General features: G+C 60.1%; 5 protein-coding genes. 1 reads left to right on the top strand and 4 read right to left on the bottom strand.

The window, feature by feature from the left end; all coding sequences use genetic code 11:
* Positions 1 to 284 precede the first annotated feature (284 nt).
* Positions 285 to 2204, top strand: coding sequence for a hypothetical protein (locus KF688_17965; protein MBX3427571.1), 1920 nt, complete (start codon positions 285 to 287; stop codon positions 2202 to 2204).
* Positions 2205 to 2213: 9 nt separating this feature from the next.
* Here the strand turns inward: KF688_17965 and KF688_17960 are convergent, their stop codons facing one another.
* The 4 genes from KF688_17960 to KF688_17945 all read right to left on the bottom strand — a co-directional run bounded on the left by KF688_17960 (position 2214) and on the right by KF688_17945 (position 22167).
* The gene (locus KF688_17960) at positions 2214 to 2858 is read right to left on the bottom strand and encodes a hypothetical protein (GenBank protein ID MBX3427570.1); all 645 of its coding nucleotides are present in this window, start codon (positions 2856 to 2858) and stop codon (positions 2214 to 2216) included.
* Entirely contained in the window at positions 2855 to 3793 is a 939-nt protein-coding gene (locus KF688_17955; protein MBX3427569.1) for a hypothetical protein, read from the bottom strand. Before KF688_17955 ends, KF688_17960 begins: the two co-directional genes overlap by 4 nt.
* A gap of 399 nt (positions 3794 to 4192) precedes the next feature.
* Entirely contained in the window at positions 4193 to 4369 is a 177-nt protein-coding gene (locus tag KF688_17950) for a hypothetical protein (GenBank protein ID MBX3427568.1), read from the bottom strand.
* A 50-nt stretch (positions 4370 to 4419) separates the two neighbouring features.
* On the bottom strand, positions 4420 to 22167 hold the full coding sequence (locus tag KF688_17945) for a choice-of-anchor L domain-containing protein (protein MBX3427567.1): 17748 nt from the start codon (positions 22165 to 22167) through the stop codon (positions 4420 to 4422).
* Between the last annotated feature and the right edge of the window lie 898 nt (positions 22168 to 23065).

The raw sequence follows: 23065 nt of genomic DNA, 5'->3' as shown, positions 1-23065 counted from the left end.
TGCAACGACGACCGTTATAACACGGGCGTCAAGCTTGGGTTTTTCAACGGGCTGCTAGCCCTTGCTAGCTGAGTCAAATCAACAAGCAGTCTTGAAATCCGTTTTCGCAAGAGTCCAGTGTCTAAGTGAGCCCCCCCTGTTTTTCAGGGTCTATCGCCTCTCGGCTAAAGCGGCCGCGATGCCAGAAGGCGGCTCGGCGGTCCAAATCCATTGTATCCTGCGAGCAGACTTCCGATACTTTGAGGGCGTGCCTCATCGAATGACTTACGCTTGGCAAAGCCGCCATGCCGCTCACGATCAACCAGATCTCTTCCGAACGACGCCCCGACGGAGTGCGCATCAGCGCAGGCCTGCGTGATGGTCGCGGAACTCGACGCCTTCATTACGACGTTCCTGAGCAGTGTTTGCCGGGACTGACTGCGGATCGTGCGGACGCGTTCGTCACCGCGGTTCTTGTCGACTGCATGGCAATCGGTGTCGATATCTCGGTGGAGGCCCCGGTTTCGGGCGAGTTGCTTCGAGGATTGTACGACTATCAACTTGCATTGTCGTCGCTCTATCCTGAGTTGCGCCCTGTCAGTTTGACGGCCACGTCAGTTCCGGCTAGTGCCCAATTGGCTTCGGCGAGAGTCGTCGCCACCGGATTCTCGGCTGGCGTCGACGCCTTTTCGACGCTGTACGATTATTTCGTTGAAGGAAGACTAGGCGACCGCCCGGAGTTGTTGGTGTTTGGAAACGCCGGCACGTTTCCGATCCACCCGGAAGGCGCCGCGGCCTACCGAGCCTATCAGGCAAAACTGTCTGCAATAGCTAAGGAACTAGAGCTACCGATCGCTTTCATCGACTCAAACCTAGGTGAAGTTGCGACGAATCGCCGCGGCGGATTCTGCACGCGCGTCATTAGCGGAATATTGCTCCAGCAGAACTGCGTTCGCACATATATCCACCAGACAGGCACGACTTACGCGGACTTGGCTGCCGACACGGACGGATCAAATCCGCTGTGCGATCATTTGTTGTCGACTGACCTGACTCGCATCGTCAGCGATGGCGCTCAATTCACTCGCCTTAGGAAGATTGAACGAATTGCGAATTGGCCCATTGCCTCACGCCACCTGCATGTCTGCCCGACTCTATCTCCGGGATTGCGCAATTGTTCGCGATGTGGAAAGTGCACGGCGACAATGCTTGGCATTGACATGCTGGGCAAGCGCAATGAGTTCCGAGAAGTCTTCGACTTCTCTCAATTTACAGCAGGAAAGGAAGCCTATGTTGCGAGGCAAATGCAGCGGGCGACTGCCGGGCAAAGCGCTTTCTGGAGGGAGCTTCGTCGTTATGCCGAGAGTTCAGGCTATCCACTGCTCGTTAGCATCGACAGCGCATCGCCTACGAGGCGGATTGTAAAGCCAGCGAGCCTCGGGAAATCAGTCGGGACATCTGGCTCCGGTTCTCGGAAATCTCTCGCTGTCTTCGGCCCGAGCGGCTCAGGTTTGGGCGGACGCCTCGTCGCTTCGTTGCTATCGAGATTTGGAATCGAATGCCGGCGGGCGGGCCCGACGGAGGCCGCCGCCGTCGTGGGCGGCAGCTCCTTGGCGGAATTGCCCGGAGACTTCACCGGCGCGATTCTCGGCGCTGGATTCGCCAGCGAGCACGAGCGCCGGTCGTTTCCGGAAGCCAACATCCTCGCCGTGCGGGGCCGATTGACGGCCGATCGCTGCGAAGCCGGCGCCGATTGCCTGCTGGCTGACATCGGGCTCCTGGCGCCGCGGCTGATGACGCAGCAGCCGGCCTTGGACAAGACCTTGGCCGTCGTGCCTCGCCGCGACGAGCAGGATGACCCGCGGTTGAAGGCGTTTGCTCTGCGGTATGCGCAGGAAATCGTCCTTGTGAACGTCGAAGCCGATGTCGAGAAGGTGCTGACGCTCCTGGCCCGCGCGGAGTACGTGCTCTCGTCATCGCTTGACGGACTTATTGCTGCCGAGGCACTGGGCAAGCCAACGCGGCGACTGTTGTTGAGTGAACTCAGCCCGGTGGACGACTTCAAGTTCCGCGACTATTACTCGGCGTTCGATATCTCGCCCGTGCCATTGGATCTTCATGGCGATGAATCGCTTGGCGCCGTTATTGATCGGATTGGTCCGGCGAGGGCGTACACTGGCGAACGGGCCGCGACTCTGGCCGAACAACTTGACAAGCTTGGGTAATCCGCCTTGTCAAGGGGAAGCGACAATTGAGAATGCCCCCGGAGGCAATCCGAAGTCGGCAGAGATGTCGATTCCCTTGTGCTGCCAGATGAAATTGACGAACTCCGCCGGCGTTTGCACGCCTTCGAAGAGTACGGCGCGATAGATGTCGACGCCAATCATCTGTTTCTGGCCTTGCGCGTAGTACCAGCGGCTCTTGCGATACCACCGCGACCGCATCGCGAGCTCTTTGATCGCCAGAATCGCGGCTCGCTTTTCGGACGTGAGTTGCGGGACGACGTGCTTCAGATATTCCAACCCTGGTTCGTGCCGCGCCGCACTGCCGATGCAGATGTCGAGCTTCCACTGGAGGTCGCCGTAGCGGAACCGATAATCGATGGATACGCAATCGGGGGGCGTTTTGCCGAGGTCGTGGTCGAGTTGGTTGATGACGTGAACGTGGGTCGGCGGGGCGACTTCGGCCAGGGCGCCGACGAGTTTCCAGGCGTCTGCAGATGCGAAGGCGTCGTTGAAGATCCAGACGTCAATCTCCGGCCACGTCATGAGGTCCATCTCGTAGGCGCCGTGGAGCCGCAAGTCCCCGTGCCGCTGGAGCAGGTCCAGGAGTTCTAGATCCGCAAACATTGCATCAGCAGCTTGCTTAAGATCGGTCATTCGCGTGCTCCACTCGAACCGCCTCGGCGATGAAATGCGCTCGCTCGCAATAAATGTATGGCCGCTAGGCAGCAAACCCATTGGGCGATGGCCACGGGCTCAGCGACGCTCAATGCGGTGATGTCGGCCGTGGCCCCGCCTGTAAGGCCAAACGTCTGTTGCCAGTCCAACAAGTCGCTAGCCAGCAACGGATTGGGAGATTGGCCTCGTTGCCACCATAGGAAGTCGTCTCCGGACACGCGCCCGTCGGCAGTAAAATCCCCTTCCCACAGAGCAGGGGCGCCGAAGCCGCTCGACCAGGTCAACAGGCCGGCCGTCGTCCTGTCCAGCCGCTGCCATGTCAGGAAATCGTCGCCGGTAGTTAATCGATCCCCGTCGTAGTCCCCTTGCCAATCTGCTGCGCGGGCGAATTCGAGCGAGAATCGCAGATGGCCGTCGTACAACGTCATGTCGTCGCGGTACGAAGACACGATTTCCAGGTCGATAATCGTCTCGCCGGAAGCGAGAAACCACTGGTCCTCACCGAGTACGTCAAGCGGCTCGGGAGTCGCCAAATTCGGGCTCATCGTCGTAAACGGCAGAAGACCGCCTGTTTGGGCGTCCGCTTCGTAGACTATCGAGTGATCGAAAGCGGTCAGACTCAGCCGGCGAACTCCGTTCAGCCCCGCGCCGAGCACCGTGAAGCGGACATAGGCCGGCTCCGCCAGCACCAGAGGCGCTTGGGCCTTGGCGGTCGTGACTTCAAATCCGGCAGGACGTACGTAAACGAGGTTGCCTTCCCGATCATAGACTTCTTGCTCCGGGCGATACGCACTGTAAGCGTCGACCTCCCAGATCATCCGACCTCGCGCCGAGGTTTGCAGGCCCAGGTTCCAATCGACCTCGCTGCGCAGGTTTCGGTACTGATTCCATTGGTCGACGTGGAACGACGTCACGGGAACAAACGAAGTCCTGCTGCTGCTATTCACGCTCCCGCGGGCTTGGCTCTCAACCACAACTAGAGGACTCGCATGTGCGGCATGAGCAATCCCAGCGAATAGAAGTACGCCTTGTAGAAATCGTAGCACTTACTCATCCTCGGTAGCAGCCGGCAGCGTGCTCAATCGGCATGAACGACGCGCTGGTTGGATGCTTGAGCCACTATGTTCTTGACGTTCGCCGAGGTGCGAGCGGACGGCGCAGGTGCGCGCGTCGGTCGGCTTCCTCGTCAGCGGTGGCGTCGGCGAAGTCATGGGGAGTTGGACGGCGACAATTGTAAGGAGCATACTTGAGTGGTTGAGGCTGGTTCCAAACACGGATTGTCGAGGGTTCTTGGCGGGGCGAATACTCGTACTCTACGCATTTTGGAAATCTGTTTTTGTTTTTCTTAGTCGAGGCGGTCCGCCACCGTGTCCATCAGGAAACGGATAGTCAAGAATCCATCTTGTACCTGTGTCATCGCAAATATATTCAACGGTCCAGTCACTAGGATTGGTGGACAATTCACGTAGATGCGACTTGGCGTATTCCACTGCTGGTGCACCGCTTAGCTCATTTATGGAATCACATTGACAGCAGTTGCTCATAGCACCTCCCGAACCGTCGCGTTCACTAGATCTTCAATCGCTATGTTAGGGACGACGAACTCCCGCGCCCCTCCTGAAGTCGCTCCTCCACCAATGAAACCGGGATTGGCTCGATTGATAGGACTAGCATAGTAGAACGAAGGCGTCTCAAATTCAATTATGGTAAAGGGACCGTCAAAAAGTGCTCCGGATTCATCGACGAGTGCAAGGCGTCTCGCGACTTCTCTTGCCGAATTTGCGCCCGCTAGATCATCCGCGGCAGTTACGAAAACATCGTCGGCCTTCTCGGCTCCAAGCCTGCCGGCCTGTGAAAAAAACTTGCTCGGAACGACTCTTGCCATTCGTGCCGGCACCGCATTGCGGATCGGACCAGAGAACGTCGAGAAGAAAGAGCTGACTCGGTTCGCAGCTGGCATTACTACATACCGTCCAATCGCCCGTCCAGCTGCGGCGAATGGAGGCGCGAGAACTAGGGAGAATCCAAGGTCGATTACAATATCACCACTATTATCAGCATATGTAAAATCACCCGGTGCTGGTGCGTTGGCAAAATTCGGCCGGAGCGCTAGGATCAGGATTACGGCAAAATAGTAGAAAACAAATTGAAGGAACTCGCCGCTGGGATCAACGCCGTCGATCGGATTTCCGTGTGTATATAGATACTTGTGCAGAGACTGTGGATCGTACTGATTGCCACCAAATGGATCCGTACGATTGAACGTCCCGGTTAGCGAGCTGTAGTACCGCGCTCTCAAATACTGCAATCCCGTCGCCCAATCCGTCTGCTCCCCGCTGTACAGCAGGTTGACGACGGCGTTTTCAATCTGAGCGACGAGCGCAGGCGCGACGACCAAGTTGCCGTACGCGTCGTAGCTGAACAGTTGCTTCACGTTGCCGGCGCTCACGTTCTCGACGATCTGCGCCGCCGCGTCGAGGATCATCCGCGTGCTGCCGTGACCGTCGGCCAGCAGGAACATCGCCTGCGCCGCCTCGGCCGCTGCCGCCAGCACATCATGCCCGATGACGTAGCTCTTGGTCACATCGTCGTCGTCCAGCCCGTCGGCGCCGACGTCTTGCTTCTCCTCCAGCACCTGGGCGTAGCCCGTGTGGTTGTTGCCGTCGACGTTGTAGTGGGTCGTGGTTGGACCGCTGCCGTCGTCGACGGTTTGGCTGATCCGGATGCCGCCGTCGTTGTAGGCGTATTCGCTGGTCGTCTCGGCTTGGCCGTCGCCGTCGGAGTCGACGATCGCCTTCTTCATTCGCCCCCGCAGGTCGTACTCGTACGTCGACTCGCTGAGCACGGTCACGCCGGACGCCGGCTGGGTCGCGTGGTCGCCGACGAACTTGCGAACCGCCGTTCGTTCGGTCCCGTCCAGGGCGCCGCCGACGCCGTTGGGGTTGTCGTACTCGTAGAAGGTGGTCGAGTCGTAACCTTGCGCCGTCGCGTAGTCGGCGTCTTCGCGCTCGCGGATCAGCCGATCGTTCCGGTCGTAATCGTAGGCGAACGCCTCGTCGACGCCGGCCGCCGCCCGCCTGTCGACCAACTTCGCCAGCCGATTGCCGACCAGATCGAACGCATACTCCGCCAGAAAGTCGACGTCATCGGCGATGGAGACGTCGTGATCGTAGTCCTCCGAGACGAGCCGGCCCATGGCGTCGTAGACCCAGTCGACGTGCGATTCGACGACGGTCGTGTTGTCGAGGTCGCCATGGTTGATCTTTTCGACAAGCTTGGTGCGCTTGTGATGGACGTCGACATTGTAGTCGTAACGGGCGCGAAGCAAGTCGGCTGCGTCGAACTCGCCCGCCGTGCCCGCGCCGACGTTGTCGATGTACTGCACCAGTCGCGTGAGGCGATTGAGCTCGTCGTACGCGTGGTCGACCATCACCCCGTTGGGAAGCACGATTCGGCTGAGATTGCCGACCAAGTCGTAAGAATAGGTCGTCACCTCGCCGGTGATTTGCTCGGCGCCCGTGAACGAGCCGTCGCCGTCGAGGTCGGCCCAATCGACGGTGGAGGTTGGCGCCGTCGTGCCGGCGAGCGGCGTATCAAACCGCTCGACGGAGACGACCCGCAGCAAGCGTCCCTGGTCGTCGTAGACGTAGCGGGTGTCGGTGACCGCTTTTAAGTCGCCGGCCGTCGACGCATACCCGCCGTCGTCCGCGGCGCCCGTGTACGTGCGAATGAGCTGGCCCGTGACGGGATGATATTCATACTGAATCGTCCCCTCGGGCGTCTGCGTGAAGATGAGCCGTCCCTCGGCGTCGTAGTCGTTGGTCGTGAGCCGACTCGTCGGGTTGCCCGTATTGAGCGCAAACTGCTGGTTGACCGACTTGGTGCGGCCGAACTCGTCGTACGCGTACGTGACGCGGTCGACGACCGCGCCGGCGCCGCCGGCGTAGCTCGCCTCGCTGGCGAAATGCTCCTTGCGGACGAGCCGGCCGCCGCCCCCCGCCGTGTTGTCGTAGAAATACGCCGTGACGCGGCCCTCAAAATCGACGGAGTACTTGAGCTGCCCGGCGTAAACGCTGGCGTCGAGATTAGGATCGGAAGCGTTGACCGGGGTGTCGACGAAAGCCCGTTGTTCTCGGAAGGAGCCGTTCGCTGCGTCGACGCCCAAGGGCAGTGTCCGCGACGTTTGGCGGCCACGATGGTCGAATTCAAATTCAGTAACCCGGGTGTCATAGGCGGCCGAAAAATCGTTGGCGATTCCGTCGTGGTCGTAATAAACGCCGTCGCCGATCTGGTAAATGTTGTCGCGGATCGAGGTGCGGTTTCCGTAGACGTCATAGACGTACTCGTAACGCGGGCGCACCATGCCGATATTGACGTCCGGATGTTCCACTGCCGGCAGGATCACCGCCGTCAGGTTGCCGGTCGCCGCGTCGTATTCGAACCTCGTTTCCTGTTGCTGCGTGCGATCAACCGACTCCGGATCGAACGGGTCGGCTTGTTTGATCCCATTGATCGATGCGATGCGACGTCCGAAGTCGTCGTAGACAGTTTCGGTGCGAATGTGGATGCGGGCGTGCAAAGTGTCGAATTCGCCGACCAGTCCGGTTTCGTCGTAGTCGGGATTGTCGATTTCGGTCGTCACGACGGCCGTTTGCCGCCCGGCGGCGTCGTATTCGTAATAAGTGTTCTGCTCGGCCGAGTCGTCGCGAATATTGGGATCGTTGAGATCCAAGGGGTGCGCATCGGCAGCCGCAGCAATAGCGATGTTAGACTTCGCCTGCACGAGTCGACCCGCTGGATCCATGACGGACTCGGACAGGTGGCGCACCGTCTGTCCGTCTATGACGACCGCCGGGGCGAGCGTAGCGATTTGCCGCGTGGCGTCGTAATAGTAGTCGGTGCGGGCCCCGGACTCGCTGACAGTGTACACGACGCGGCCTTGTGGGTCGTAGTGCGTTGAGGACACGGACCGCGGCGTCGCCGACTCAAAATCAAACGCGCTCTCGGCGATCGGCGCCTCGCCCGAATCGTTGACGTCGATCTGCACGCCGTCGTATCGCCGACTTTCGATCGTTCGTCCGAGATGGTCATACTGCGCGTACGTGCCGAAGGTCGGCTGCCCCGTGTTGCCGTAGGAGCTCACCGTGACGAAATACGGATCGGCGGAGAAGAGGACGCGCCCCTGATCGTCGTAAAGCGTGCGGGCGACGAGCCAACCAAGCGTCCCCGCCGCGTTCTTGGCGGTCGTGCGAGTTTCAATCACGTTGCCGCGGACGTCGTAGCGCGTGTGCGTGACGGCGCCAAGGCTATCCGTCGATTGCACCACGCGGCCCTGGGAATCGTAGTCCGTCGACGTCGTTGACTTGAGGTCAGTGGAGCCGGGCGGGGGCGTCCCTTGGGAATCTTGCACCCATGACGGCAGCGCCGTAAACGTTTCGTAGCTTCCGGTAAGCTCGATCTGCCGGGCTCCTGTGGCACGGCCTTCGCCGTCGAGTTGCGTGACTGAAACGAAGGTGCGAGCTGGGAGCGTGTTCAGCGGATCGATCCAGACGTACCAGGAATGCGTCTGCCTGCCGTTGTTATCGTAGGCGAAATAACGCGTCACGCCGGCGGCGTCGGTGGACGACTTGGGGAGGCCGTAGTGGTCGCCCGACTCGTAGTAAGCGGTCGAGGAGACGAGGATCTCCGCGTCCTGCAATCCTCGCCAGGTTTCGACGAGGCGTCCGTTCTGGTAGACGTAGCGAGTGCGATTAAACGCCGCGCCCTGCTTGCCGCGCGTCGAGAATCGTTCCAGCAAGTCGCCCGTCGCCTGATCGTAAACGCTATGCGTCACGGTCCCGTTGGGATCGGTCACCATGATGACGCGATTCTCAGAGTCGTACGCAACTGCGGTGACGTTGGCCAACGCATCGAAAGTAAGAATCGGACGGTTTAAGTCGTCGTAGACGATGCGACGCGCCCACGCCCCCGGATTCGTTGCTGGATCAGCCCCGTGGACCTGATACCGCTGCTCGGCGCCTGTTACGACATACGGGACGCTTTCACGGATGATATTGTCGACATCGTCGTAGACCGTCTCGGTGACCAAGAACTTGCGGGCCGCAGGATCGGAGACTGCACCGGGCGCATCCAGCGGAATGACTCTCATGACGACGTTGCCGCGGCTGTCCCGCACGATGTCGATGAACGCACCAGTGCCGTCTTCGATTCGCTCGACTGACCGGCCGTCGCCGAGACTGAGGTCGAACTCGACGTCCGTGCCGCCGCCCGCCGCATCCTTGATCGAATTCAGGCGGCCCTCGGCGTTGTAGGCGACAGTCAGAATGCGCACGTCTTCGTTGAAGACGCCAGACAACAGCGGCTCGGCAAGCGTCTCGTCGGTGATCGCCGTGGCCGTGTATACGAAATGGGTCCTGTTTCCGGCGCGATTGGTCAGGCGACCGAGACGATTGTCTTCATTCGGCGTGAAGGAACTGGGGGTTCCGCTGCTGGCCGGGACGAAATCGCCGTACTCGTAGTTGATTTCACCGCCGTTGGGGTCGATGAGCTTTGTAATCACGCCGCTGACTGCGTTGCGCCGAATCTCGATTTGCTGCGATCCGCCCTCTGAGCGAATATACTGCGTTTGCCAGACGCCGCTGTTGTTCTTGGCCGGCGTGATGTTGATGCGATTGCCGTTTCGGTCGGAGAGCCCGATCAAGTTGCCGGTAGCGAAGCTGAAATGGTAGCTGAGCCCTGTTTGCATCGTCAGTTTGAGGTCGCGCGCCCACCACGCCGGGACGAACTCGTCTCTGCCGTTGTCCACTACGGTCCCGTCAGATTTAGCCCATGATCGCTCCAAGTAGAGGTGTGACGACACGTCCGTCAATGAGAGACGGCCCGCAACGCCCTCGTCTGGGATGAAGGTCGGCTTGCCGCCGCCCGTAATATTGAATGTGAACGCATGCGTTGAACCGTCGGCGAGCGTCACGAGGATTCGCGTCCCGATCGGGGTCGATTGGGTGAGATTGGTCACGTATCCTGACGGATGATCGACGACGACCGACCCGTCCAGAAAATCCAGATTCCAACCGTACCCAAAATCGCCCAGTTCGCCGGCCCGCTTGGAGTCGTAGCTCCGGGCGAGCGAAACCTGGATGCCGCCGAGGTTGACGGCCAAGTCGGTAAACGCAACATCGAGTTCACCGATCTTGAGAGAATTGACGACCTCGAGGCGCTGCTCGTCGATCGCCAGGATGTCGCCTGTGCCGGTGACGACGGTCAACCGAAGGCGGTACGTCCCGTCCGAAAACAGGGTCGGGTCGAACGTTCCCAACTCGCCGTTGACGATCTCGGCGCTCACGGTCTGTTCGGCGATGCGTCGAACTGTCTCGCCCGTTCGAGCGTCGATTACGTCAATGGCATAAGAGGTCGCCGTCCCGGCGGTCGTCGAGTCCGCGTCGACAGAGCCGACGATCTTCGTGATCGACGTGACCCCTTTGCCGCTGGAGGGCGAGTCGATCGAGGCGACCGCGTCCGAATCGGCGTCCACGATGAAGAAACGATACGTTTCCGTGCGCTTCAATCCCGCTGCGTCCGTCGCCGTCACGACCAGCGAGAGCGGCCCCACTTCGAAGGCGTCGATGCCGAAATCGGAACGGAAGCCGGGCAAAGGCACGTCAAATGGCGAGCCCGCGGCCGGAATGACCGTCAGCTTGTGTTTCTGAGGATCGAGCGCGCCCAAATCGAAATTGTCGCTCAGACGTATCGACAGCCGGTAATCATCGTTCTCTCCCGGCTGGTTGTTCTTGACGAGCTTGCCTCCGTTTGCAACGGGCTTGTTCGTGACCGGGTCGAGCATCGTGAGTCGGATCGTCGGCGCAACGTCGTCCTCCGTCACGACGATGTTCACGTCCCGCTTCGTCACGGCGCCCAGAGCATCCGTCGCCACGATGGTGACGACGTAGGAATCGATCGAACCGGCGTTTGGCGGGACGTCCCACGACAGTTGTCCGGTCGCGGGATCAATCGCGAGCCCGGCCGCGACAAGGGCGGCCGAGTCGTTCGCCGCCGTTTCGTCGATAGTGAACGCGAGGCCCCCCTGCTCGGGATCGTGTGCGCGGACGTGCTGTTTGAGCTTGTCCCCCACGGCCACAGCGAACGATTGGCCAGCGTTGATGATCGGCAACTGGTTTTCGACGGCTTTCAGCGTGAAGGTCCGGTACACCGAGCGTCCGGCGCCGTTGAGATCGGTCGCTTTGACAGTGATCGAGTGCGAGCCCAATTCGCCTTGGTTCGGCGTCCAGGTGACGATTGCTTCGCCCGGCGCCGCGCCTGCCGACACGGCCATGTCGCCGGTTTGACCGCCGGTGATCTCGTAGTGGAGCGAACCGGCGCTGCCGTCCGGATCGTTAAAGACGAACCGGTAGCGATTTTGATAGCCGCCCGTCGCATAGGTCGCGTACGAGCTCGACGGCGCTTCCACGATCTGCGGCTTCAGGTTGGCACCGGCCGAGAGCACGTTCAGTTGAAACGGAATCTCCGAGACCGACTCCGGTTTGTGCGTCTCGTAGACACGTACGATAAACGAAACCGAGCCTTCGACTGGCGACGACCATGTCAAGCGACCGGCGGCGCTGATTTCCATCCCGCTGGGCAGCGGCTTGCCATAGGGTACGGGGGCAAGGGTGCCAAACGTCAACGCATGTCCCTCGGGATCCACGATCCCAATCGGCAAATCCAACGCCAGCCCGGCCTTCCATTCGCTAGGCAGCCCCTCGGTAAGCGTCGGTTTCTGGTTGGTCGCCCGCACGTCCAATTTGAAAGTTTGCTCGCTGCCCGAATTAAAAGCGTCAATGACGCGAATTCGCACATTCGGCGTCGATCCGACGTCGGCGCTCTGCGGGCTCCAGGTCACGCGTCCGGTGACCTGATCGACCTCAAGTCCCTCGGGGCCGTCGAGCTTAAGCCAACTTAAGGGGAGATTTCCCGAATAAACGACCGTCGGTTCGTAGACGAATGACTGTCTAGCCGTACTCGCATTGGGGGGAGTCGAATCGATGACCGGAATGCTCGGCGTGAACAGATCCGGATCAACGACGTGCAAGTCAAACGAAATCGTCGAGATGTTGCTATCGGCGTCGGCGACTTCGATTTGAACCGGATAGAAAGTCGGCGGCGGGGTGATCTGACCGACAGCCGGCTCCCAACGGATTCGTCCGTCGGACGTGAGCGTCAGGCCTGTCGGAACGCCGGAATTAATGAACGCTTGGCTCCAACTGAATTTCGGCTTCGTACCGCTCGCGTCGGACGCGATCAAATCGATTGAAAACAAACGTTCGGCCGGGATCGTGATCGATTCCGGAAGCGCCGTCCCGATCGTCGGAGGCGCTCCGTCCTCCTGTTGCAGGACTAATAGGGGGAACGAAACACTGCGGACGCCGCCTCTCTGATCGTCGAGCGTGACCGTGACAGGAACTTGTCCGACGGTCGTAGGCGAATCCCACGAGAGCGTCCAAGTCGTCGTCTCGGAGACCCGCTGCAATTTGAGGCCCAGGGCCAACGCTTCGGCGTTAAGAGTCGCCTTGGGGATGTCCCCAGGATTCGGGTCTTCAATTACGAAATCGACCGCGTAGGGGAGCCCGACTGTCGCGGACGGAATGCCTGTTGCGGGGGCTTTGAAAGTCGGCGCGGCGTTGTCCCCGACCAGAATCGTGAATACGAGCGTGGATAGCGCCCCTTCGCTATCGGCCGCGACGACGGCAATCGCGTACTCACCGGGGACGGACGGCGTCCACTCGATCATCCCATTGTCATCTATGTTCTCGTCAGTAAAGCCTGGGGCCGTCGTCTGCCCCGCGTCGACTGCGAAACTTGTCACGAGATGCCCGTCAGGATCACGGACGTCCAACTGTACTCTCAACTTCTGATCGACGGCGATCGCCCCCAGGGAAGTCGTCTTAAACTGCGGCCCCTGGTTTTGAGGAGGCGCCTCGCTCTTGGGCACAATGTATGTCGTCGAAGCGGCTTCGTTCTCTACGACTGGCAACGCAAATTCCCATATCGAGAAGTCGCCGTGATCATCGGTCAGCTTGAAGCGAAAGAGGCCCGGCTCGACGATTCCAGGCGTCCACGAGAATGTCTTCGATCCCTGATGGAAACTGGCGTTGGCCGGTTTGGCAAGTACCTCGATCGTCACCAGCGCATCATTGCCGTCCGGGTCCTCCAGCGCGAGCGGATACGACCACCCCTGACCAACGACGGCCGGACCGAGCGGGTTGTTCGTTAGCTTCGGCGGCAGCGTCACGTTGACCCGAGGCGCAACGGCGAGGTCGAACGAGGCCGTGACGGAAGCGCCGCCGTCGTTCTTGGCAGTGACGCTCACCGCGTAATCGTCGGCTGTCGTCGGCGTCCATACGATCCGCACGCCCTCATAGGTCCACGGCTGTCCGCCGCCGCCGGACGCGCTGGCGCTGGTGAAATCGAGAGTCATGCCGCGTGCGTACGAATCGCCGTCCAGAAAGATCTGGCGCGTCGCCGGGTCGACGCTGTTCCAGTTGGTCAACGGCGACTGGCTCGTTACCGAAAACTCTGACACATAAGGCTGATCGATCGGCGTGACGTTGACCGTTTGGCCGGCGATGCTCGGCGGGGCGACGGCGCCGATCTCCAACGTGAACTCCTGCAGATCGATTCCGCCTCGCCCGTCGTGCGCTGCGATCGAGACGGAATGCAAACCGCTGACAGGATTGGCCCAGAAGAGGTAGGCGCCCTCGGCATCGTAGAGCAGTTTCATGTCGGCCGGCAGATTGAGCGGCGTCCAGAAAATCTCGTCCTGATCGACGTCGGACGCCGCGAGCCGATATACGTAGCCTGCGTCACCGCCGCCGCGGGGCGGCGTCGAGTCGATTCTGGGCGGCGTATTCGCGGGCAAGACTTCGAGCTGGAACGTCATCGTATCGAAGCCGCGACGACCATCGTCCGCCCGCAGCACGATCTGGTGGCGCCCGGCGTCTCCAATCCTCGGCTGACCGACCAAGTACCCTGACTCACGATCATAGAAGAGTCCGTCGAGACCGCTGGCGGTGAGCGTCACCGTATCGTAGTCAGGATCGGAGACTTGGAGAGGGAGTCGGAATCTCTCGCCTTCTTTCGCAACCAGCACATATGGTTTCGGGCTGATTCCTGGCAGGAAATCGATTCGCGGGCTGGCGTTGCTCGTCACGTTCTGCGGAGCTACGGTGACGCTAAAACCATAAGAATCGCTTCCACCTCGTCCGTCAAATACGCGAACGACGGGACTCGCCGTTAGTCCCGCTTGGCTCCCAAGCGGTATCCAAGTGATTTTGCCCGTATTCCGATTGATCGACATCCCTTCGGGGGCGGTCCCGCTCTCAAGGTAATAGTAGGCCGGGTCCGTCGAATCAGGATCGTTGGAAACAATGAGCAACTCGAACGGTCGAGAGACTTGAGCGTCGATCGTGGTCGACGGCAGTTTGGATACGTCGATCACAGGATCCGAATTCGAGTGGTCGCTCGATACGTCGACTTTCCAAGATTTCGTCGCCTTGCCGCCGTTGCCATCGCTGACCACGACGGTGAAGTCGAAAACACTCTCTTCTAACGGCGTCCATGTGATCTCGCCGGTGTGCGGATCGATCGCGGCCCCCGGCGGCTTCACGGTCAATTCGTAAAGTAGCGAGTCTTGGTCCTCATCGACCGCATCGACGTCCCAGTAGTAATTCGTATTCAAGGCGACGGGAATTCTGCCCACGATGTCCCCGTTGGGCTTGGCCTCCACAAATCGCAGATCGAACTGGCGGGGCAGCCCGTCGCCGCGCAGGCGTATCGTGAATTCGGCTGTTCCTGAAGGGGGGACGCCTAGGACGATTTGCTCAAGGTCCGCCGGATCAATCACGTCTTCGATGGCAACGCCCGGCGGCAAGTCGATTTCGAGACCGATGTCGATGAGATCGGGAACTCCGCCTCCAAGTCTCGATATAAAGACTGTCGAGTCGAGGACTCCGTCGTCCGTGTCCGCAATGATGAATGTCAAGCGATAGTGCTTTCCGGATTCGACCGGCGAGGAAAAATGCATGACCGGACTTGAGTGTCCGTACGGCGTCAGAACGGCGTTGAGCTCGGTGCCCTCTGCGTAGTTCATTTGCGGGTGATTGATGTTCACCGGCAATTGCTCCAAAGGAACTCCCGGTTCGGCTGCGTAAAGCGCCCCGGATGGATGGCCCTCGGGCGGGCCAAAACCCGCTTGGCTCGCAAGATTCGTGATCGAGCCGATCGGCGACTTGGTGACGGGATCCCACTCTTCAAGGAAAAGCCCAAAACCGTCGATCTTCCTCGTCCGGACATATTTCGCGAATTCCTCGGACCCGAAGACGACGTCGAACGCAACTTGAGAGTGACCTGCCTCGACTCGAAAGACAATCTCCAATGAGGTGGCGTCAAAGTGCGTGAAATCTTCGTCACTCGACGTGACCATATCAAGCAATGGCTCTTGCGTTTCTTCGTGCGCGAGTGTGCCAAAATCCGTCGTGTTCGATTCGACACTTGACGACCCGCTGCCATAGTCGCGGGCGTCGCCGCTGCTAAGCACGATGCCGTACTGCCCCAGCCCATATGTGCCGGCACGATTTACGAATACTCCGGTCGAAGTCGCCTCTGCATCGTACCTGCCCGTCTCGGGATTGCGGCCGCCGACTAAAGAGGTGAGGTTAACGTCCTTAACGACGATTCCCGCTGCGCCTCCAAAGAGAAGGGCGTTAACAAGTGCTTTGCCATCGGTTTCCCGATAGACGGACAACCTGCCCGCCTCGCCTTCCGGCGGCCTATACTGCTCGACGCCGAATTGGGAACTGCTGCCGGGACGGGTTACGGCGACGTTCACTTCCTTGGTTTGTTGGTAACCAAGCCGCTCGCTGATCAATTCCGGCGACACAAGGCGTACAGCAGGCTGTGGCAATGCTATCAGGTGTTCTAGCGGCGGATCATTGAGGATGATCGGATCGCGATTATGGCGCTTTGCCGATACGAGGATCTCGATTGATCGTGAAGAGACGTTGCCCGCATCGTCTCGAACGAGTTCCGTAATCGTTACCGTCTGGCCGACGAGTTCCGGGGAGGGGTTCCAGCGGTACTCGCCAAACTCATAGGGAGAATTGCGGTCAACTACGACAAAACCGTCATTAGGAGCAGGCACATAACCTTGAGGCCATTGGATTGCCGGATCAATAGAAAACTGCAGTCCGTCTCCGTCTTCATCGCTGGCCGTCGATTCGTAGTAGTATTCCTCGCCGACGAACGCTTCAAGAATGCGTGCTGAGGTAAAGATCGGGGCCGAGTTACCGGCAAGCGACACTGGCGGTTCGGCATAGGTCACGATGAGATGTACGTTATGAATTGACCCGGCTGCAAGATTCAGGCCGTCGAAACGCACCGTCATCAACAGTTCATTAATCGGTACGCCGCTGGTCACTGCCGCGGCGACGATTTCCTGTGCAGACGTCGTAAAATCCGTTTTGTGACGACCATGAAGCCCGTGCTGAGTAAAACCGCGGAATTCGGTGTTGAGACCGGCATTCGGGAGATCGATTCGGAAGTCGAGTGGCGGCAACTGGGCGTCATTGGCCAAGCGAACCCAAAACTGAGGATTATCTGCGAGCGATCTTTCAGCGATAGGCGTCAACTGCAGCGACTTCTCGACCACGCCGTTATAATAAACTCCATGCGGAGAAAGGTCCGTGATTTCAGACCGAAAGACGAGAAAAGCGGATTCGATGTGAACGTCGGCGGGGTCGACATTGCTTTCGCCATTGGGCAGAAGGTCGAACTGGAGATAGGAAGTCTTTCGCGGGATCCCGAGAAAATCGAACGGCTTCGTGTCGGGGATCCTAAACCACCAGTCCCAGGGCAAGACGATTGAAGTGCTTCCCGGGTCGTCTTCGTTCTCATTCGGATCGTCGATGCTAGGATCAGGGATCGGCGGAGCAATGTAAGGAAATGCATCGTGGACATACCCGCTTTCGATCCACTGCGGATCGATAAGCAGGTTTTCATACCAGCCCACGGGATGAAACCGAGGATTGGTTTCAAGGAGTCCGTCCGAATCGAAGAAGGTGTCCTGATGACTTGAATTGGGCGATTGGACCCAAGCTATTTGGGGTTCGATCTTCAAGCTTCTGGCGGCAGACAACTCGATCGCGACCGTCGCTGGCTCGCTGTAGGAGAGTCCGTTGAACGCTCGGTACGAAAAGGAAATCTTCTTCGCGTCGGAATCCTTGTCGGGCGTGTAGCTGAACGAGCCGTCTTCATGAAAGTCCAAAGTGCCGGCCAACGGCGGCGACACCAATTCCGCCGTTAACGGCAGATCGGAAAGCGGTTGGTCGTTGTTCAGAACGCCGTCGGCGGGAGTGACAATGAGCGGCACGTAAGCGCTCGAAGAATACGCGTCTGAAATCGCAGTAGGCTCTACGTCTTTCAGAAGTCCGGTCACACGCAACACAGGCCGCGAGTCCGCATCGGGGAAACCGCTGCTGGCAATTAGCGCCCAATAGGACTTGTCGGGGTCATTCTCTTTGTCAATCAGCCCCAGCGCGAGCGAAGTCTCGTTGGCTGCGAGCGCGTCGCTGACAGTCGCCAGGATATCTCCCTGCGAACGGGTCTCGATTCTGGTCGAAATGACGGCAGCCGGCGTCGAAATGCTCAGGTCAATGGCCTCGTTCAAATGGGTTTCGCTTGCGACCGGGGGCAGGCTGCCCAGCTTGTACGCTGCAATTGATTGATGCTCGCGCGGAATGACGAATATGCGTAGAGTTGGATCGTAAAACGTGACTGTCGAAAGCATCAGATCTGCGGACTCAACGTAACCGCTCTCTAGCGCGGCCGGGAAATCGAACTGGAGGTATCCGGAATTATCTCGGCTTTCGCTTTCGCTGGTGGCAGAACCGATCGGAAGTAGACAGAACAGGCCGTCGTCTAGCAGCCCCAGATGATTGTAGACCGAGAAGTCTGCAGACGCTGGAAGCAAGAGCGTAGCGCGAATGCGCGGGTCGACTACTACCTGACCTGTACCGACGACAGAGCCTCCTTCGCGGACTTCGATGATTGCGGAGCGGTTGGTCGTGTCGGGTCTTGGCGCCGTGTTGTCGTACTTGACCGATCGCAACGCTTGCTGGAACTCTGCCAGCGATGCTTGTCCCGACAGCGTGAGCGTTCCGCCACTGTAGGTCGCGGTGATCGCCGTAGAGGACGGCGACGCCGTCAACGTCTCATAGAAGCCGTCGGGGCGATCCGTGAGGCGCACGACAATCGATTCGATCACGCCGTCCAAGTTGGCGCTGGGCACGATCGGGACCGAGCCGTCGCCGACGACAAACAGGATGTTGCCGGTTTCCAACGAAACCGCAGGTTGACGCTCCGCGGCGCCGATGTCCGGTTCATATGTGCCGGAGCCGTTTCCATCTGCGGGGCGCACTCGCCCCCGCTGATCGGTTGTTCCGCCCACGCCGACGGCGCCATTGTCGATGGCCAAGCTGCCCGATAGCGGGATGTGCGTCTGCGTCGCGCCTCCGTAGTCGCCCAGCGGCGACAAGCCGGGATTAACCCCAGCGCCTACTGCATGATTGCCCGACGCTGGATCTGTCGGGATGCCTGTGTTGCCAACAGTCCCGAAAAGAGAGTGATCCGCCTGCCACGTCGCACTCGACCAATCGACGATGTCTTTGTATTGCCAGTTCGTCCAGTTGTTGGCGACGATCGAGTTCTGCAGAGTAAGTTGGCTGCTGTCCACGCCGGAAATGCCGCCGCCGTGGTTGCCGGTCGAGGTGTTCGCCGTAATCGTGCTGTTCACGACGAACAGATTAATCGAACCGTTCAGGCGAAGACCTCCCGAAACGCCCGAAATGTTGCCGGAGATCGTCGAGTTTGCAATTGTCGCGTACGATTGACTCGTGTTAGAGCTAACCAAAACGCCGCCAGCCGCTCCGCCGTTGCCTGCCGAGTTGAGCGCCACGTTTCCAGAAACCGTGGAATTCTCCAGCAGGAATACGTCGCCGGCGTCGTTCATCACCGCCGCAAGGCCGCCGGAATAGAGGCTCGTGTTGTTGATGATCTCGCTGTTCGTGACGATGAGCGAGCCGCCGTTGCTGAACACTCCGCCGCCGGATCGGGCGACGTGGTTGTCGGCGATGCGAACCGCGTCGAGCGTCAAGATGCCGAGATTGACAATGCCGCCGCCATCTCCGTTGGACGTCCCGGCGTAGCCGCCGGTCAACGTCAGTCCGCGAATCGTGCTGGTCGCCGTCGCATTGTTCACGAACACGCGACGGACGCCGCCGGAAACCAACTCGCCCTGGGCGTCGACCGTCAAAAGATCCTTGCCGGGCCCGATGATTTCGACGTTTCGGGTGATGAAGATCTGGGCGAGAGTTGGATCGAGGGCGATCGTCCCCTGCAACGACTCGTCGAATATGATGATGTCGTCCGTCGCGTCAAAATTGGCCAACGCGATCGCCTCGCGCAGGCTCACATCGCCGATCCCAAAATCGGTCGAAAACACCCCCGACGTCCATTCGTTTTCGTCCGCCAGGGTGGTGACGACGAGGGCGTCTCGCGCGCCGCCGTTTCCCCAATCCAGCAGTCCTCCCCCTCCGCCCCCTTGAATGAGAATGTCATAGCCGGCCTGGCCGTAGAGCAAATCGTTTCCTGACCCGCCGTAGAGGATGTCGTTGCCGGCGCCGCCCCACGCCGTCACGGGGGCCGTCACGGACGATGCGGCGAGGACCCGATCATCGCCGCCATAGAGTCGCGATTCGATTGCGCTGACGCCGCTCACGGACGTGACGCCGTTGACGGCGTAGACGCCGCCGCTCGCCGAGACCTCGAACGTATCGTCGCCGTCGCTCCCCATCAGATGGAGCACGTTGCCGACCTTGAAGGCGCCGCCGTAGAAGAGGCCCCGATTGTTGTTCGGATCCGCTTCGCCGCCGGCGAAAGTCGCCTCCACGACGGCGACCAAGCGATCGCTGTCAGCCAGCGTGACGCCGTTGAGCGTGGGAGCAAGCGACAGGGTCCGATCAATCCCCGGTTCCAACTGAGAAGGGTCGGTCACTGGCACGGACAGCAATTCGTCGTCCAGCGCGACGCCGTCGCTCGAGCGGTAGATCTTGACGGTCAGCGACGTCGCGTCGTGATTGAGAATGTTGTAGTGGACCTGCCATTGTCCTGGAGCCGATGCGTCGAACCGCGTGAGAACGACGTCGCCGGGTTGCTCCACTTCCACCGTGGATGAGCCGCTCGCGGCGTACCAGACGAGCTCCGTGAAGTTCGGTCCCTGATCGGGCGAGTAGATTCGCAAGGAGAGTGCATTCTCGACCTCCGCCGGCTGGGGATCGCCGAAGTTGTTCGACCAGACGACCAAGTCGCCGACATCAATGGCCCCGGAGAGATTGAAATCTCCGCCGAAGTAATTCGCTTGGCTGCCGAAGTTGAGTTGATACCAAGAAAGATCAAAATCGTAATCATCGACGTCGCCGTCTAAATCTCGATCACCCTGCAGGTAGCCGTGCGTTTCAATGAACAGCTCGGCGTCGGCTGCGTCAATAACGCCGTCTCGATTGAGATCGCCGCGATCCAGGATGTCCTGCAGACTGCTGAGCCGCGTGCCGAATGCGGCGTAGTAAGTTGGCGCGTCCTTGACCGCCATCTCGAAGGCTGTTACGTCAGCTATGACTTCGGCTGTCCCGCTGGACGCGCCGCGCAGAAAATTGACGTTCATGTCGCCACGGCGCATTTTTTCGCGGACGAAATCTGAAACGTCGAGTTGGACCGATTCAAATCCCCCCTGGCCATCGGCTTCGGGATGCCAACTCGACGCTCCGGAGGTCGTGAGGACCGGCCGCCCGTCTGTTCGCTCGGGAAACGCGTTCCATGCGGACGAAGACGTCCAGGAGTCGTGTTCGACGATGACGGCGGCTTGGCGGGCGTCGGTCGACGTCGTGGGGTATCCGTTAGGCCCCGCAACTGGGGAAATCGTGACGCGAGCGGCATCGACGTACTGCGTGAACGGTTCGAGGTTGAACCGCATGACCCCGTCGATGACGAGCTCGCCGGTGGGATAATCGGGATTGTTTACGACCGGCATCGGATCGACTATGGGATAGGCCCCCGGCGAGCCGTTCCAGAGGTAGATGCCGTGCTCGTTTTCGGCCGGCGCGGTGGTCGTCGCACCGGCTTCCACGCCCAGCGCCGCTGTGCGGATTACTCCGGAGTAGGCAAGATTCAACGGCGTGGTCGTGACCGCGACGACGCCCTCCCGACCGAAGTCGACCGTGATCGCCTCGTTGAGTCGCAGTCGGCCCGCCTCGTAGATCGCGCTGTGACGAACCTGGCCTGGGCCGGCGTCCTCGGTGCGCAGGACTTGGGAGTTCGCCTGATAACCCATCCATAGGACGTCGCCGTAATCGGCGGACGCGAGGACTTGACCGCGAAGGAGTTGTGCAGCGGCGACGCGGGCCGCATCGCCGCTAGCGAGGTCGGTTCGCACTTTGTCGGCGAGCAGGATGGCGGCTTCTCCCGCCTGCTTGCGTTCGCTCGCCGACAAAAAGTCGCGCGTCGTCGTCGAAGCGGGTTTCGACGACGCAGGGGCCTTTCCGCTGGCCAATATCGCGGAGAAGTCATCTAACGCCGTGCGCACCGAGGCCTCCAGCGGCTCCGCCATCCGGGCCTCGGTTTGCTGCTGCTCCGTCTTGCGCAGTTCGGCTCGGTCGACAAGATCGTCGAGTCGAGTTTCTGCCGCGGAGGCTGCGCCGGGAAGGCTCTTCGAGGCGGCGGCGACGCGGTCTGAGCGATAGACCGCGAGAAACTCGTCCGCGGCCATCGTGAAGGTGACTTCATACCGCCTCAACGCCTCACGACCGTCGCGCAACTCCAATTCGATCGTAAGCCGAAGCTCTTTAGTCGCATTCGCGCGACTGGACAGCGACAGGAGGGCGACAGGCACGCCGTCGACGTACTCGGTCGCGACGTCAAAGAGATTACGCGACGCGCCGCCGACGATGACGAACTCGGCCGCCGCTGGGATTGTCTGGACGGGCGTCGAGATCCAACTCGCTTCGACGTCATGAGATTCCCACGGATCCACTGTCGGCGAATTGGTCGACAGGACGCGCCGGTCCTCCAGCGGTTCGAACAGACATCGTCGACCCATCGGACCGCGTCGCCGCCGTGCTCGCTTCTTCACCCGGCGAAAACCCAACTTGGCCAAGGTCGCGTCCCACGAATGCCACGTCGATCGCATGAGAGGGCGTCTCCGAAGAAAGGCGATGCGGTCCGTCGATTGCTGGAGAGTTGTGCAGCCGCTGGCCAGTTCCTGGCCAGATGATGAGAGCCGACGTTGTAGCCGGTCCAGATTCTGGTTGCAAATGCTTTTTGTGCACGGCGTCGGCCAATTGGCGGAACGTATCGTCCCGACTGCGTCGGACCTCCCCCCGCGTCCTCTACTGCGGTCGTCGGGGATAGGGGGCTTTCCACGTCCGATCGGGAGTGTTGGGTGTGTTCACTCTATGATTTCGCACGGCGATCGGTCGCCACAGCGAGCTAGTGCTCCGTCACAGCAGGATTTTGGAGTGCTGGCAAATCGGAAGTCCCTGGCATCTAATGGCTTAGGCAAACGTGAATCCCAAAACACTCGTGTGACAAAGCACTAGGCTTCGGCTTCACCCGAACTTCACAGTGGGTGCCTATTGTTGGTCGGACGGCCGGGAACCGAACGACGAGATCAGAGACATCAGCTGCGTCGCAGCAAGCTTGGCGAAATGGGGGGGGTGGGCACCATGCGGAAGATTGCCTTGAACAGGAGCCGTTCAGCGCGACTCAGAAGCTGGGGACTTGAGAAGCCGTCATCCATACTTCCGATGTCCGACGAACAGCCCGTACTTAGCGGGCCGATCTGCTCGTACGACTCCTGTTCGTCCGTCGAGGCCTCGTCCGGCTTCCGTCCTGGCCGGTCCTCGAACTGGCCCGCCGCTCCCGAGAACAACTGTTTCTTACACGCCGTCACTTGGCCGGCGTGGACCTCGTACTTGCTCGCTAACTGAGACGTCGTTTAGTTCCCGCGACAGCCCGACAGCGCCACCCTCGCCTTGAATGACGACTCGAAACTCCGCCGCTTCCTCGAAGCGTTCCAAACCTCCAGA

Source organism: Pirellulales bacterium (assembly GCA_019636345.1).
Classification (GTDB): Bacteria; Planctomycetota; Planctomycetia; order Pirellulales; family Lacipirellulaceae.
This window is presented reverse-complemented; position numbering and strand designations above follow the sequence as displayed.